At 73.0% G+C, this 15060-nt stretch carries 12 protein-coding genes; 7 read left to right on the forward strand and 5 right to left on the reverse strand.

Features of this window, described 5'->3' with window-relative positions; genetic code table 11:
- Nucleotides 1-14: 14 nt before the first annotated feature.
- Nucleotides 15-614, reverse strand: coding sequence for a TetR/AcrR family transcriptional regulator (locus J7E86_RS05975; RefSeq protein ID WP_251018723.1), 600 nt, complete (start codon nucleotides 612-614; stop codon nucleotides 15-17).
- 137 nt (nucleotides 615-751) lie between these two features.
- On the opposite strand from J7E86_RS05975, the gene J7E86_RS05980 reads away from it, so the two are divergent.
- A complete protein-coding gene (locus J7E86_RS05980) occupies nucleotides 752-4051 on the forward strand; it encodes a S41 family peptidase (protein ID WP_215080438.1) in 3300 nt (1099 codons plus the stop codon).
- Between the two features lie 104 nt (nucleotides 4052-4155).
- Here J7E86_RS05980 and J7E86_RS05985 read toward each other — a convergent pair whose 3' ends face one another.
- From J7E86_RS05985 to J7E86_RS05995, 3 genes are all read right to left on the reverse strand, one after another.
- Nucleotides 4156-4344 carry a hypothetical protein gene (locus J7E86_RS05985; RefSeq protein WP_215080439.1) on the reverse strand — a complete coding sequence of 63 codons (189 nt, stop codon included), beginning with the start codon at nucleotides 4342-4344 and terminating at the stop codon, nucleotides 4156-4158.
- Nucleotides 4345-4447: 103 nt separating this feature from the next.
- Nucleotides 4448-5332 carry an SDR family oxidoreductase gene (locus J7E86_RS05990; protein ID WP_215080440.1) on the reverse strand — a complete coding sequence of 295 codons (885 nt, stop codon included), beginning with the start codon at nucleotides 5330-5332 and terminating at the stop codon, nucleotides 4448-4450.
- Nucleotides 5329-6834 (reverse strand): NAD(P)/FAD-dependent oxidoreductase, encoded by a 1506-nt coding sequence (locus J7E86_RS05995; protein WP_215080441.1) that lies wholly within the window; start codon nucleotides 6832-6834, stop codon nucleotides 5329-5331. The genes J7E86_RS05990 and J7E86_RS05995 overlap by 4 nt, the downstream gene beginning before the upstream one ends.
- A 180-nt stretch (nucleotides 6835-7014) precedes the next feature.
- Here J7E86_RS05995 and J7E86_RS06000 point away from each other — a divergent pair, with 180 nt between their 5' ends.
- A complete protein-coding gene (locus J7E86_RS06000) occupies nucleotides 7015-7770 on the forward strand; it encodes a MerR family transcriptional regulator (protein ID WP_215080442.1) in 756 nt (251 codons plus the stop codon).
- Nucleotides 7771-7855: 85 nt separating this feature from the next.
- Nucleotides 7856-8449 (forward strand): DUF5919 domain-containing protein, encoded by a 594-nt coding sequence (locus J7E86_RS06005; RefSeq protein ID WP_215080443.1) that lies wholly within the window; start codon nucleotides 7856-7858, stop codon nucleotides 8447-8449.
- A 333-nt stretch (nucleotides 8450-8782) separates the two neighbouring features.
- Here J7E86_RS06005 and J7E86_RS06010 read toward each other — a convergent pair whose 3' ends face one another.
- Complete coding sequence (locus J7E86_RS06010; RefSeq protein WP_215080444.1) at nucleotides 8783-10819, reverse strand: MFS transporter; 2037 nt, start codon at nucleotides 10817-10819, stop codon at nucleotides 8783-8785.
- A 228-nt stretch (nucleotides 10820-11047) separates the two neighbouring features.
- Here J7E86_RS06010 and J7E86_RS06015 point away from each other — a divergent pair, with 228 nt between their 5' ends.
- The 4 genes from J7E86_RS06015 (at nucleotide 11048) to J7E86_RS06030 (ending at nucleotide 15056) form a co-directional block, all read left to right on the forward strand.
- Nucleotides 11048-12100 (forward strand): energy-coupling factor ABC transporter permease, encoded by a 1053-nt coding sequence (locus tag J7E86_RS06015; protein ID WP_215080445.1) that lies wholly within the window; start codon nucleotides 11048-11050, stop codon nucleotides 12098-12100.
- A gap of 2 nt (nucleotides 12101-12102) precedes the next feature.
- Nucleotides 12103-12873, forward strand: a complete 771-nt coding sequence (gene cbiQ, locus J7E86_RS06020; protein WP_215080446.1) for a cobalt ECF transporter T component CbiQ — start codon at nucleotides 12103-12105, stop codon at nucleotides 12871-12873.
- Between the two features lie 11 nt (nucleotides 12874-12884).
- On the forward strand, nucleotides 12885-13748 hold the full coding sequence (locus J7E86_RS06025; RefSeq protein WP_251018724.1) for an energy-coupling factor ABC transporter ATP-binding protein: 864 nt from the start codon (nucleotides 12885-12887) through the stop codon (nucleotides 13746-13748).
- 138 nt (nucleotides 13749-13886) lie between these two features.
- Nucleotides 13887-15056 carry a serine hydrolase gene (locus tag J7E86_RS06030; RefSeq protein ID WP_215080476.1) on the forward strand — a complete coding sequence of 390 codons (1170 nt, stop codon included), beginning with the start codon at nucleotides 13887-13889 and terminating at the stop codon, nucleotides 15054-15056.
- The last annotated feature ends 4 nt before the right edge of the window (nucleotides 15057-15060 follow it).

Raw genomic sequence — 15060 nt, forward strand, 5'->3', positions numbered from 1 at the left:
GGCCCCGGTGTGGGTTATCGGCCGAGAGCGGGGAGGATCACGGCATCGATATAGCGGGACAGGTACGCGGGGTCCGCGTGCCGGTCCTCGATCAGCGGTCGGGTGATGAACGCGCCGAGGATCGTGTGCGAGACGTACTCCAGCGCCGGATTGTCCGCGGCGACCTCGCCCCGGGCGACCGCGCGCCGCAGCATCGTGTCGAAGCCCTCGGTCTCGGGCTTGATCAGCAGCTCGCGCAGCGCCCGGTGGAGATCGGCGTTGGTGTGGATCGCGTGTCCGAGCCCGCGCATCAGGGCGGTGTCCCGCTCCATCTGCGCCTCGTCGGCCTCGCACACCAGCGCGTGCAGATCACCGCGCAGGGTGCCCGTGTCGATCTCCGCGACCTTGACGGGCTTCTTGTGGCGCAGCGCGCTGACGACCAGCTCCGGCTTGCCCTTCCACTGGCGGTAGAGCGTCGCCTTGCTGGAGTGCGTACGGGCCGCGACGGCGTCCATGGTGAGGGCGTCGTAGCCGACCTCGCGGAGGATGTCGAGCACGGCTTCGTAGAGCTCGGCCTCCCGTTCGGGCGTCAGCCGGGTGCGGCGCACCGGCGGCTCGGGTGGTTCTGTCGGCATTCGCTCCCCCTTCCGACTCACTGAACGAAACGGTTTCGTACACCACGAGCCTACGCCGGTCGAGATACGAGACGGCACGGTTCCGCTGGTGTTCTGCGTCACGAACCGAGTTGCCGCGACCCCCGGGGGCCGAAACCATGGGTGGGGTGAGAGAGGAACCCGGCGCGTCTGGCGCGTATCTCCGATTTCCGCATCTGCACGGCGATCTCCTCTGCTTCACCGCCGAGGACGATCTCTGGGTGGCCCCCCTGCCGTCCTCCGGCACCGGCACCGGCACCGGCCCCGCCGGGCGGGCCTGGCGGCTGACCGTCGACCGCACCCGCGTCGGGCACCCCCGCTTCTCCCCGGACGGGCGGCACATCGCCTTCACCACCTGGCGCAGCCTCGACCCCGAGATCCACCTCGCCCCCGTCGAGGGCGGCCCGGCCCACCGGCTCAGCTACTGGGGCAGCCCCGACGCCCGCGTCTGCGGCTGGGCGCCGCCCGACGAGAACGGGCAGTGCGACATCCTCGCCGTCTCCTCGCACGGCCAGCCCTTCTCCTACTTCTCCTGGGCCTACCGCCTGCCCACCGACGGCAGCCCCGGCGGCCGGCTGCCCTGGGGCCCGGCCTCCGACTTCTCCATCCGGGCCGACGACCACAAGACGCTGCTGCTCACCGGCAAGCCCCCGCACGAACCCGCCTCCTGGAAGCGCTACCGCGGCGGCGCCACCGGCCGGCTGTGGCTGCACGGCACCCGGCTGGTACCCGGCATCGGCGGGCACCTGGACGCGCCGATGTTCGTCGGCGACCGCATCGCCTTCCTCTCCGACCACGAAGGCGTCGGCAACCTCTACTCCTGCCTGCCCGACAGCTCCGACCTGCGCCGCCACACCGACCACGACGCCTTCTACGCCCGGCACGCCTCCACTGACGGCACCCGCGTCGTCTACCAGTGCGCCGGCGAACTGTGGCTGGTCGACGACCTCGGCCCGGGCGCCGCCCCGCGCCGGCTCGACGTGCGCCTGGCCGGGCCGCGCGCGGGCCGTCGTACGTACCAGGTGCAGGCCGCCTCCCACGTCGACGCCCTCGCCGTCGACTCCACCGGCCGGGCCAGCGCCGTCCAGGTCCGCGGCAGCCTCTACTGGCTCACCCACCGCGACGGCCCCGCCCGCGCGATCGCCGACACCCCGGGCGTACGCGTCCGGCAGCCGGAGATGCTCGGCTCGACCGGCCAGGTCGCCTACGTCACCGACGCGGAGGGCGAGGACGCCATCGAGATCGCCCAACTGCCGCGCGCCACCGGCCCCGCCGCGCCCCGCCGCCTGGCGGCGGGCCGGATCGGCCGGGTGCACGAGCTCGTCGCCGCGCCGGACGGCGAACGGCTGGCCGTCGCCGCGCACGACGGGCGGCTGCTGCTGGTGGACACCTCCCCGGAAGGCGAGGGCGAAAGCGAGGCCAGCGAGCTGATCCGGTCAGTCAACGGGCCCGTGCGCGACCTCGCGTTCTCGCCCGACTCGGCCTGGCTGACCTGGTCGCACCCCGGCATCGGCCGCTCGCTGCGCCAGATCAAGATCGCCCGGCTCGCGGACCGGACGGTCGTCGACGTCACCAACGGCCGCTTCGAGGACGAGCAACCCGTCTTCACCCGCGACGGCCGCTACCTCGCCTTCCTCTCCTGGCGCGGCTTCGACCCCGTCTACGACGTGCACACCGGCGACCTCTCCTTCCCGCTGGGCTGCCGCCCCTACCTCGTACCGCTGTCGTCGGCGACGCCCTCGCCGTTCGCGCTCACCACGGAGGGCCGGCCGCCGTCCGGCGGGCTGGACGCCGACGACAACGGCGGCGCGGGCGGGGCGACGCTGATCGAGGTGGAGGGCGTGGAGAGCCGGGTGACGCCGTTCCCGGTGGCCGCCTCGAAGTACTCGGCGCTGCACCCGGTCGCCGGCGGCGGTCTGGTGTGGCTGCGCTGGCCCATCTCCGGCGCCCTGGGCGAGACCTTCGCCAACCCCGCCGACACCTCCGGCCGCCCGACCCTCGAACACTTCGACCTGGGCAAGGCCAAGCGCACCGAACTCACCAGCTCCCTCGACTGGTTCGCGGTCAGTGGCGACGGCAGCCGCCTGGTCGTCAACGACGAGGGCGAGCTGCGCGCCGTACCCGCCACGGACATCGGCGACAGCGACTCCACCGTCTTCATCGACATGCGGCGCATCCTGCACGAGGTCGACCCGGCGGCCGAGTGGCGTCAGGCGTACGAGGAGGCCGGCCGGATCGTCCGCGCGTACTTCTGGGAACCGGGGATGTGCGGCGTCGACTGGGACGCGGTGCTGGCGCAGTACCGCCCGCTGGTCGAACGCGTCGCCACCCCCGACGACTTCGCCGACCTGCTGCGGGAGGTCCTCGGCGAACTGGGCACCTCGCACGCCTACGTCGCCGGCGCGCGCCGCAACGAGGGCCCGCCGCACTACCAGCGCGCCATCGGGCTGCTCGGGGCCAACCTGATCCGTGACAAGGGCGGCGCCTGGACCGTCCGCCGCATCCTGCCCGGCGACTCCTCCGACTCCAAGGCCCGCTCACCGCTCGCCGGTTCGGGCATCCGCGAGGGCGCGGCCCTCACCCACGTCGACGGCCGCCCGGTCGACCCGGTCGCCGGCCCGTACCCGCTGCTGGCGGCGGCGGGCGGCACGACCGTGGAGCTGACGTTCGTCTCCCCGGACGGCGAGGGGCCGCCGCGCCGGGTGGCCGTGGTGCCGCTGATCGACGAGCGGCCGCTGCGCTACCAGGACTGGGTGGCCAAGCGGCGCGCGGTCGTCCGCGAGATGAGCGGCGGCAAGTGCGGCTACCTCCACATCCCCGACATGGGCGGCTCCGGGTGGGCGCAGTTCAACCGCGACCTGCGGATGGAGATGTCGATGCCGGCGCTCATCGTGGACGTGCGCGGCAACGCCGGCGGCAACATCAGCGAGCTCGTCGTGGAGAAGCTGACCCGCACGATCATCGGCTGGGACCTCACGCGCGACGCGCAGGCGGTGTCGTACGCGAGCAACGCGCCGCGCGGCCCGGTCGTGGCCATCGCCGACGAGATGACGTCCTCCGACGGCGACATGATCACCGCGGCCTTCAAGCTCCAGGGCATCGGGCCGGTGGTGGGCCTGCGCACCTGGGGCGGGGTCGTCGGGATGACGGGGCGGCACCGGCTCGGCGACGGCACGGCCATCACCGTGCCGATGAACGCCGCGTGGTTCGACGCCTACGGCTGGGACGTGGAGAACCACGGCGTGGAGCCCGACATCGAGGTGGACCGCACCCCGCTGGACTGGGCGGAGGGCCGGCACAAGCAGCTCGACGACGCGGTGCGGCTGGCGCTCGACCTGCTGGAGCGGCACGGGGCGGCGGAGCCGCCGGACTACTCCGGGGTGCCGGACCGGCGCCGGCCGGAGCTGCCGCCGCGGTGAGCCGAATCAAGCCCGTCCGGCGTCGCGAGTATGGGCACTGGTAAGGGGCGCTCTCAATGGAGAGCGCCCCTTACCGTTGACCAATACGGCCGGCGGCGCGGCCGTCAGCTGCGGTCGTCCATCTCGTCCTGGATGTCGTCGAAGCTGCGCTGACCTTGCTGCTTGCCCTGCTCGGCGCGTTCCCGCAGGCGCTCCTGCTCGCTCTGGCCGCGCTGCTGCGCCTCGTCCTGCTTGCCCTGCATCTTCTCCTTGGCCTTCCGGGCCTTCTCCTGCATGTCGTCCTTGATGCCCATGCTGTTCTCACTCCTCGGGGAGGGGGATGGGTGGGGCGGGGGAGAACCCCGGAACAGCGTGGCACGCCGCCTCACGCGCCGCATGTCGTGTGACTACACTCCGCTACCGCACCGTGCTAGCCCTGGCCTTCTCGTCCGCCGCCCCGCCCGCGCCCACGAGCCCGGCGCGGATCCCGGTCAGCCGGGGCTCGAAGCGGCGCATCTCGCGCTGGGCGCCGAGCGCGAGGAGACCGGGCAGCGAGCCGCGCAGGGCCTGCGCGCCGCGCAGCCAGCTCTGCCCGTAGACGTGCGCCGACCGGCGCTCGATGCCCGTCACCAGGCGGTCGACGGTCGGTCCGAGGGGGTAGGTGCGGTTCGCCGGCCAGGGCAGCCGCTGCCGCAGCTCGCGCATCACGTCGTTCTCGTCGGCGCCGCGCACCATGTCGGTGTCGGTCCAGCTCAGATAGCCGACGCCGACGCGTACGCCCTTGTGGCCGACCTCGGCGCGCAGGCAGTGCGCGTACGCCTCGACGCCCGACTTCGACGCGCAGTAGGCGCTCATCATCGGCGCGGGGGCGATCGCGGCGAGCGAGGCGATCTGGAGCAGATAGCCGCGGCTCTCGGTCAGTACGGGCAGGAAGGCGCGGCCGGTGACGGCGCTGCCGATGAGGTTGACCTCGACGACCCGGCGCCAGGCGTCGGGGTCGGAGTCGGCGAACGGCCCGCCGGTGGCGACACCGGCGTTGGCGACGACGACGTCCACCTTGCCGAAGCGGGCCTTGACCTCGCCGGCGACCTGGGCCATCGCCGCGTGGTCGGTGACGTCGGCGTGCCAGTACGCCGCGTCCTCGTGCAGCGAGCCGGCGACGGCGCGCAGCTCCTCCGGCTCCAGTCCCACCAGCGCCACACGGGCCCCACGCGCCGACAGCTTGCGGGCGAGCAGCTCGCCCACGCCACGGGCCGCGCCGGTGACCACCGCGACCTGGCCCTCCAGGCTCGTACGGCTCATCGGGCCGCCTCCGCCGCGACGGCGGCCGTACGGACCTTCGGCGCCCGCAGGACCTGGTACTCGGTGAGGTCCACCCGCCGGGTGACCTTGCGGAACTCGGAGGTGGTGCCGGGCCAGACCACGGTGTTGCGGCCCTCCGCGTCCAGATACCAGCTGTCGCAGCCGCCGGTGTTCCACACCGTGCGCCGCATCCGGGTCTGGAGCCCGCGGTTCCAGACGCCCACGGCGGAGGGGCGGGCGTCGAGTGCCGCCCTGCCGCCGAGGGTGTCCAACTGCCGCATGAAGTCGGCCAGGTAGTTCAGCTGGGCCTCGATGATGAGGATCATCGAGCTGTTGCCGAGACCGGTGTTGGGGCCGATGATCGTCAGGAAATTGGGGAACCCGGCGGCGCTGGTGCCGCGCAGGGCGGCCATCCCGTCCTTCCACTCCTCCGCGAGCGTCGTGCCGCCGGCGCCCGTCACCCGCTCGGCGATGGGCATGTCCGTCACCCGGAACCCGGTGCCGAAGACGATCGCGTCGGCCTCCGCCTCCCTGCCGTCCGCCGCGACGAGCGTGGAGCCGCGGACCTCGGCGAGCCCGGAGGAGACGACGTCCACATTGGGCCGGGCGAGGGCGGGGTAGTAGTCGTTGGAGAGCAGGATGCGCTTGCAGCCTATGCGGTAGTCGGGCGTGAGCTCCGCCAGCAGCGCCGGGTCCTTGACGGCCTTGCGCAGGTGCGACCTGGCCAGCGACTCCAGCAGCCCCAGCAGCTCCGGGTGCTTGGTGAACGCGCTCACCTGCAACTCGCGGATGGCCCAAAGCAACTGGCGGCGCAGCACGCGGGTGAGCGGTGCCTTGGCGTGCAGCCATTGCTCGGCCGCGGTGATCCGGCGGTCGGCGCGGGGCAGGACCCACGGCGGCGTGCGCTGGAAGAGGGTGAGGTGCCGTACGTCCGGCTGCACGGCCGGCACGATCTGGGCCGCCGAGGCGCCGGTGCCGATCACCGCGACGCGCTTGCCGCGCAGGTCGTAGTCGTGGTCCCAGCGGGCGGAGTGGAAGACCTTGCCGGGGAAGTCCGCCAGGCCCGGGACGTCCGGGACCTTCGGCTCGGACAGCGGCCCGGTCGCGGAGACGACCACGTCGGCGGTGAGCGGTCCGGAGGCGGTGTCCAGCTCCCACAACAGCCGCTCGGCGTCCCAGCGCGCGCTGTGGACCTCGGAGTGGAAACGCAGGTGGGGGCGGAGGCCGAAGGTGTCCGCGACGCGCTCCAGGTAGGCGCGGATGTGCGGCTGGCCGGAGAAGTTGCGCGGCCACTCGGGGTTGGGGGCGAAGGAGAAGGAGTAGAGATGGGAGGGGACGTCGCAGCGACAGCCCGGATAGGTGTTGTCCCGCCAGGTGCCGCCGACGGAGCCCGCCCGCTCCAGGACCACGAAGTCGGTGACGCCCTCGCGGCGCAGCCGTACGGCCGCGCCCAGCCCGCCGAATCCGGACCCGATCACCGCCACGCGTACGTGCTCGGTCATGCCTCCGCCTCCCGGTGCAGCTTCAACCGTGCCAGTGATTACTGGCACAGTTCGGAGCGTAGGGCAGTTGTTCGACGAGCGATAGGGGGCCGTGGCAAGGAAGTTACCGACGGTTCGCCTGCTCATCGCCCGGTCATCGCTTGTCGCCGCCACACTCACGGAAGGGCATAAGGTGCCGGAATGGCGAGTGACGAGTACGCCGTCGGCGAGCCGCACGGGCCGTCCGACGTACGGGGTGAGCAGCGCGAATACCGTGTGACGGCGCTGGCCGAGGCGGCCGGGATCACGGTGCGCACGCTGCGTTTCTACCGCGAGCGCCGCCTCCTCCCGCCGCCGCGCCGCGAGGGCCGCATCGCCTGGTACGGCCCGCACCACCTGGCGCGGCTGCGCACGATCGGCGCGCTCCTCGACCGCGGCCACACCCTGGGCGGCATCGCCGAGCTGCTCGCGGCCTTCGAATGCGGCCGGGACGTGGGCGAACTCCTCGGACTGGCGGGCGCGTCCATCACGGTCCCGTGGTCGGAGGAGACCGCGGTCCGCCTCACCCCCGAGGAACTGGCCGACCGCTTCGAGGGCGAGGTCACCCCCGAGAACCTGACCGCCACACTGGACATGGGCTACCTCGCGGTGGACGGAGAGGAGATCATCCACGTCAGTCGCCGCCTGCTCGACGCGTCGACGGCACTGGTCCGCCACGGGGTCCCCCTGGCGGAGGTCCTGGCGGCGGGCCGCGAGGTCCGCGCCCACGCGGACGCGCTGGCGGAGACGTTCACGAAGCTGCTGCGTGCGCATGTCCTGGGAGGCGAGAGCCCGTTGACCCCGGAAACCCTCGCCGAATTCCGCCCCCTGGCGAAGACGATCGTCGAGGCGGAACTGGCGCTGGCGCTGGCGCGCAGGGCTCGGGCGGAGGGGGAGGACCCGCCGGCGGGTTCATAAGCCGCGGGCTGGGGGGATGGCCACGGCTCGTGTGGGAACGGTCCGAGCAGACCGTTCCCACACGGCGCTGGGAGTTGACGAAGACATGCTGTGGCCCAAGGCAGTCAAGGAGCGCATCAAGGCGGGTACGGACAGGGAGATCGTCCACAGTTACCCGTACCGGTCCGCATGTCCGTCGACCGTCTGGGGGGAACTGGTCGAGAACGCCACCGGCGAGCTGTTCTTCGCGGGCTTCACGAACTACTTCCTCTGGCTCGACCAGCCCGACTTCGTCGGCACACTGCGCCGCAAGGCGCGGCAGGGCTGCCGGGTCCGGTTCCTCCTCGGCGACCCCGCCGGTGAGGTCACCCGGCAGCGCGAGGAGATCGAGGACGTCGCCCTGAAGGTCTCCACCCGGATCAGGATCACCCTGGAACACCTGGCCAGGCTGGGCCCGGCGGAGGCGGTGGAGACCCGTTTCTCCGCACCGGCGGACGCGGTCAACCACATCTCGCTGTCCGTCTTCCGCTTCGACGACCAGGCGCTGGTCACCCCGCACCTCGCGCGGCTCGTCGGCCACGACTCACCGCTGCTGCACCTGCGCCGCCACGGGGAGGGCGGGATGTTCTCCCGCTTCGCGGACCACAGCGAGGAGCTGTGGTCGCGGGGGCTGCCCGTGCCGGCGGCGGGCCCGTTCTGAAGGCGGCGCCCGGCCATGCCGTGTCCGGCGGAGCATGTGAGGGGGGCGGGCCGTGTCGCGCGCACCACTGCTGCGCGGAGGTGTCCTCAATCGCCGGACGGGCTTGTTTTCGCTGAGCTCAGCCGCGATCAAGCCCGTCCGGCGTTTGAGGACGCGCCCGCAGGGCGCCCGCCGCCGCAGGCGGCAAAACGGCCCGCGGCCGAAGATCCGCCGGGCTACGGCCTGGCGTCGTCCGGCCGTGCACCCCGCGGTCGCCGCACTCCGCACAAGCAGGCCCTCCGGGAACGCGGCATCCGACAGAACGCGCCATCCGACTGCCGGACGGCGAAACGCTCACACCGCGATCCGCTCCTGTTCCTCCTCCGCTTCCTCCAGCAGGCGGGACGCCATCGTGTCCAGGGCGCGGTCGAGGAGGGCGCGGTCCGCGGGGTCGGTGATGTCCCAGTCGTCCAGGCGGGTCGCCAGCCAGTCGCGCCACGTGCGGCTCAGGCGGTCCATCTCCGCCTCGCCCGCCGGGGTCAGCGTCAGGCGGTCGCCGTCGCGGTGGGCCCAGCCCCCATCCACCGTCCGGGTGACGGCCGGCGCTAGGACCTCCGGCGGCATCCGGTGGGCGGTGGCCAGCGAGGACAGCGTGGCCTCGCCGCGCACCCGCAGGCGCCAGTGGATCTGGCCCAGTGTCCACGCCTCCGCCGGGTCCAGCGGACTGCCCGACCCCGCCAGGATCTCGCGGCTCACCGGGCTCTTCGCCCGCCGCATGACACCCGCCACCGCCCGCTCCAACTGGCGTTCCGCTTCCCCCGAGTCGGGAGCCGCGAAGCCCTCGCCCATGTCGGACGCCCCGGCCCGCGCGCTGTCGCGCAGCGGCACCTCCTTGAGGAACCACGCCACCACGAAGCCGAGCAGCGCGACCGGCACCACCCACAGGAACACGTAATTGATCGTCTCCGCGTAGGCGTCGACGACCGGCCGGGCCTGTGCCGCGGGGAGCCGCGCGAGGTCCTGCGGGCTCTGCACCGCGGACAGCGGCACCTCCGGGGAGCGAAGGAGCGCCTCCACCAGGTTGGGCCGGAGCTGTTTGACGTAGAGCGTGCCGAAGATGGCCGTGCCGAAGGCGCTGCCGAGCGTGCGGAAGAACGTCACCCCCGAGGTGGCCGTGCCCAGTTCGTGGTACGGCACCGTGTTCTGCACGGCGATCGTCAGCACCTGCATGGCCAGTCCGATGCCGGCGCCTAGCACGAACATGTACAGCGACTCCAGCCACGGGCCCGTCGTCGCTCCCATCCTCGACATCAGGAACAGCCCGAGCGCCATCACGGCCATCCCCGACAGCGGGAACGCGCGGTAGCGGCCCGTACGGCTGACGGTCATGCCGGAGAGCATGGACGCGCCCAGCAGCCCGGCGACCATCGGCAGCGCCCGTACGCCCGACATGGTGGCCGACACCCCGTCCACGTACTGGAGGTAGGTCGGCAGGTACGTGAGCGAGCCGAGCATCGCGAAGCCGACGATGAAGCTGAGCACCGAGCAGACGACGAAGACGGGGTTGGCGAAGAGGTGCATGGGGAGCATGGGTTCCTTCGCCCGCAGCTCCACCAGGACGAACGCGGTCAGCAGGACGACCGAGGCCGCGAACAGGCCGATGATGACCGCCGAGCCCCACGCGTACTGGCTGCCGCCCCACTCCAGGGCCAGGACGAGCCCGGAGGCGCCCAGCGCCACCAGCGCGATGCCCGCGTAGTCGATCAGCGGCCGCACCGCCGAGCGGACCACCGGGATCGTCCGGGCGGCCATCACGACCATGACGATCGCGACCGGCACATTGACGTAGAAGCACCAGCGCCACGTCGCCTGGTCGGTGAAGATGCCGCCGAGCGTCGGGCCGACGACCGTGGTCACCCCGAAGACCGCGCCGAGGGCGCCCTGGTACTTGCCGCGCTCGCGCAGCGGGATGACGTCCGCGATCAGGGCCATGGCCGTGACCATCAGACCGCCGCCGCCGATGCCCTGGAGGGCGCGGGCGGCGATCAGCATCAGCATGGAGTTCGCGGCGCCCGCGAAGACCGACCCGGCGGTGAAGACCACCGCGCTGAGCTGGAAGACCACCTTGCGCCCGAACAGGTCGCCGAACTTGCCGACCAGCACCGTCGAGACCGTCTCCGCCAGCAGGTAGGCGGTCACCACCCACGCCATGTGACCGCCGCCGCCCAGGTCAGCGACGATCGTCGGCAGGGCCGTGGAGACGATGGTCTGGTCGAGGGCCGCCAGCAGCATGCCGAGGACGATGGTGACGAAGACGAGATTCGTCCGGCGGCGGCTGAGCACCGGCGGGGCCGCGGGGACCCCGGCGGTGCGTGCGGCGGCCGTGGTCATCGTGGCAACCTCCCGCGATCTGCCGAAAACTCCGGGGTCCTCCCAGGCTCAGCATTCGGGCAGACGCCGACTCCCGCCACCGCTGGCGGCGCGCGGGTGAGCGAGGGGCGTGCAAGAGCGGCGCACACGCTCTTGCGAGGTTTTCGCAATGCGCGCCTATCATCGGCCACTGGCCGGCCGACGGCCGCGACACGAAAAAGAACCCCCCAGCAGAGCGGAGCCCCGCCCATGCACGTACCCGACGGATTCATCGACGCCCCGGTATCCGTGGCCACCGGTGTCCTCGCCGCGGGCGCCGTCTCCGTCGGCCTGCGCGGCGCCCGCAGGGAGCTGGACGACAAGGCGGCCCCGCTGGCCGGACTCGTCGCCGCCTTCGTCTTCGCCGTGCAGATGCTGAACTTCCCCGTCGCCGCCGGCACCAGCGGCCACCTCCTCGGCGGTGCCCTCGCCGCGATCCTCGTCGGCCCGTACACCGGCGTGCTCTGCATATCCGTCGTCCTGCTCATGCAGAGCGTCCTGTTCGCGGACGGCGGCCTGACCGCGCTCGGCGTCAACATCAGCGACATGGCCGTCGTCACGACCGTCGTCGCCTACGGGATCTTCCGGGCGCTCGTCCGCGTCCTGCCGCGCCGCCCGTCCGGCGTCACGATCGCCTCCTTCGTGGCCGCGCTCGTGTCCGTACCGGCCGCGGCCTGCGCGTTCACCCTGATCTACGCGCTCGGCGGCACCACCGACGTGCCCCTCGGCAAGGTCTTCACCGCCATGGCCGGCGTGCACGTCCTCATCGGCGTCGGCGAAGCCGTGATCACCGCGCTGACCGTCGGCGCCGTCGTCGCCGTACGGCCCGACCTCGTGCACGGCGCCCGCGGCCTCGTACGCCCCCTGGAGCTGCGGAGCCCGGACGGGACCGCGCTGCCCGCCCCCGCCGCCCCGGCCCCCGCGCCCGCCCGCCGCTCCACCCGGCCCGTGTGGATCGCCGGCCTCCTCGCCGCCCTCGTCTGCGCCGGCGGCGTCAGCTACTACGCCTCCACCAGCCCCGACGGCCTGGAGAAGGTCGCCCACGACAAGGGCCTCGACAGCAAGGCCGAGGACCACGCCGCCAAGGACTCCCCGCTCGCCGACTACCAGGTCAAGGACGTCTCCGACGCCCGGATCTCCGGCGGCCTCGCCGGGGTGATCGGCGTCGGCGTCACCCTCGTCGCCGGCACCGGCGTCTTCCTCGTCGTACGCCGCCGCCGCACGGCCGCGCCCGCCGACGCACCCGTCACCGGGACCGCCTGACCATGGGCGCGGGACACACCCACCACCAGCTCTACCGCCCCGGCCGCTCCCCGGTGCACCGGCTGCCGCCGCACTGCAAGCTCGTCGCCGTCCTCGGCTTCGTGCTCGTCGTCGTCTCCACGCCGCGCGAGGCGCTGTGGGCGTTCGCGGTGTACGCGCTGCTGCTCGCCACCGTCGCCGCGACGGCCCGTGTCCCCGCCGCCTTCCTGCTCAAGCGGCTGCTGATCGAGATCCCCTTCGTGGCCTTCGCCCTGCTGATGCCGTTCGTCGCGCGGGGCGACCGCATCGACGTCCTCGGCCTCCACCTGAGCACGTCCGGGCTCTGGGGCGCCTGGAACATCCTCGCCAAGGGCACCCTCGGCGTCGCCGCGTCCGTCCTGCTGGCCTCCACCACCGAGCTGCGCTCCCTGCTGCTCGGCCTCCAGCGGCTGCGCCTGCCGTCGCTGCTCGTGCAGATCGCCTCCTTCATGATCCGCTACGGGGACGTCGTCACGGACGAGATGCGGCGCATGCGCGTCGCCCGGGAGTCCCGGGGCTTCACCGCGCGCGGCGTGCGCCACTGGGGGGTGCTGGCCAGAACCGCGGGCGCGCTGTTCATCCGCTCCTACGAGCGCGGGGAGCGCGTGCACCTGGCGATGGTCAGCCGGGGCTACACGGGAACCATGCCCCTGATCGACGAGGTGACCGCGACCCGTACGCAATGGGCGTACGCCGCCGCGCTTCCGCTGGCCGCCCTCGCGGTCCGCCTGACCGGATGGACCCTGACCGGATGAACCTTGACCGGATGGACCCTGACATGACCCGCTCCGACGTGATCCCGGCGGACCCGGCCGCCTCGCTGGAGGTCCGCGGACTCGCCTTCGCCTACCCCGACGGCCACCAGGCCCTCTTCGGCGTCGACCTGACCGTCCCGCGCGGCGAGCGCGTCGCCCTGCTCGGGCCCAACGGCGCAGGCAAGACCACGCTCGTCCTGCACCTCAACGGCATCCTCGGCGGCGGCGTGGGCACCGTCCGGGTCGGCGGGCTGCCCGTGGAGAAGCGGAACCTCGCCGAGGTCCGCCGCCGCGTCGGCATCGTCTTCCAGGACCCCGACGACCAGCTCTTCATGCCCACCGTCCGCGAGGACGTCGCCTTCGGCCCGGCCGCCGCCGGGGTGCGCGGCCCCGAGCTGGAGGCCCGCGTGCGCAAGGCCCTCGCCCAGGTCGGCATGGAAGCCTTCGCGGACCGGCCCCCGCACCACCTGTCCTTCGGGCAGCGGCGGCGGGTGGCCGTGGCCACCGTCCTCGTCATGGAGCCGGAGATCCTCGTCCTGGACGAGCCCTCCTCCAACCTCGACCCCGCCTCCCGCCGCGAGCTCGCCGACATCCTGCGCTCGCTGGACGTCACGGTGCTGATGGTCACGCACGACCTGCCGTACGCCCTGGAGCTGTGCGGCCGGTCCGTGGTGCTGAGCGACGGGGTGATCACCGCCGACGGGCCGACCCGGGACCTGCTCTGCGACGAGGAGCTGATGCGCGCCCACCGGCTGGAGCTGCCGTTCGGCTTCGACCCGCGCTCGGTGACAACACAGCAGCCCGTCCGGCGCTTGAGGACACCGCCGCGCAGCGGTGGTGCGGACGGTACGGCCCGCAGCCGCCCGCTTACATGATCCGCCGGACACGGCCACCGGCGGTTCCGGGAGCCCCGGTCTACGCGCATTGAGGATCGCGTTGCACCATGGTGGGGGATTTATCGCGATCGACGCATTCGGCACAGCATTCGGCACAGTGGGAGCAGGAGAACAGTGGTGGACGTCCAGGGCACGGTGGCGGACGGTTTCGAACCGGTCCGGGACGCCTTCGCGGAGAACTTCGCCCGGCGCGGGGAGCGCGGCGCGGCCGTCGCCGTCTACCGCCGGGGCCACAAGGTCGTCGACCTGTGGGCCGGCACCAAGGACGCCGACGGCGACGCCCCCTGGACCCCGGACACCGCCCAGGTCGTCCGCTCGGCCACCAAGGGCGTCGCCGCCGCCGTGCCGCTCCTGCTCCACCAGCGCGGCCAGGTCGACCTGGACGCACCCGTCGGCACGTACTGGCCCGAGTTCAAGGCCGCCGGCAAGGAGCGCGTCCTCGTACGCCACCTGCTCTCGCACCGCGCCGGGCTGCCCGTCCTCGACACGCCCCTGACCCCTGCCCAGGCCATCGACGGCGAGAGCGGCCCGCGCGCCGTCGCCGCCCAGGCCCCCGCCTGGGAGCCCGGCACCGCCCACGGCTACCACGCCCAGACCTACAGCTGGCTGCTCGGCGAGCTGATCCTGCGCATCACCGGCCGGACCATCGGCGCCTGGGTCGCCGAGGAGATAGCCGGCCCGCTCGGCGCCGGCCTGTGGATCGGCCTGCCCGACGCCGAACGCGGCCGCGTCGGCCGCGTCGCCGACATCGAACCGCCCACCGGCCCCGCCACGGGCCTGCGCGTACGGCCCAAGAAGGCCGTCTCCGACGCCTACGACGACCCACAGTCCCTCACCCGCCGCGCCTTCGCCGCGATCGAGCCCCTGGCCGACGAGAACGACCCCGCCTACCGCGCCGCCGAGCTCCCCGCCTCCGCCGGCATCGCCACCGCCGACGGCCTGGCCCGCTTCTACGCCGCCCTCCTCGGCGACACCGACGGCGGCGGCCGCCGCCTCTTCGCGCCCGCGACGCTCACCCTGGCCCGTACGGAGGAGTCCGCCGGCCCCGACCGCGTCCTGGTCGTGAACACCCGCTTCGGCCTCGGCTACATGCTCCACGGCCCCGCCTCCCCGCTGCTGGCCCCCGGCTCCTTCGGCCACCCCGGCCGCGGCGGCTCCCTCGCCTTCGCCGACCCCGAGTCCGGCATCGCCTTCGGCTACGTCACCAACGGCCACCAGAAGAACGTCACCGCCGACCCGCGGGCCCAGGCCCTGGTGCGGGCGGTTGCGAAGGCCACCGCCGGGTAGTGCT

The organism is Streptomyces sp. ISL-11, from assembly GCF_018614525.1.
Taxonomy (GTDB): domain Bacteria; phylum Actinomycetota; class Actinomycetes; order Streptomycetales; family Streptomycetaceae; genus Streptomyces.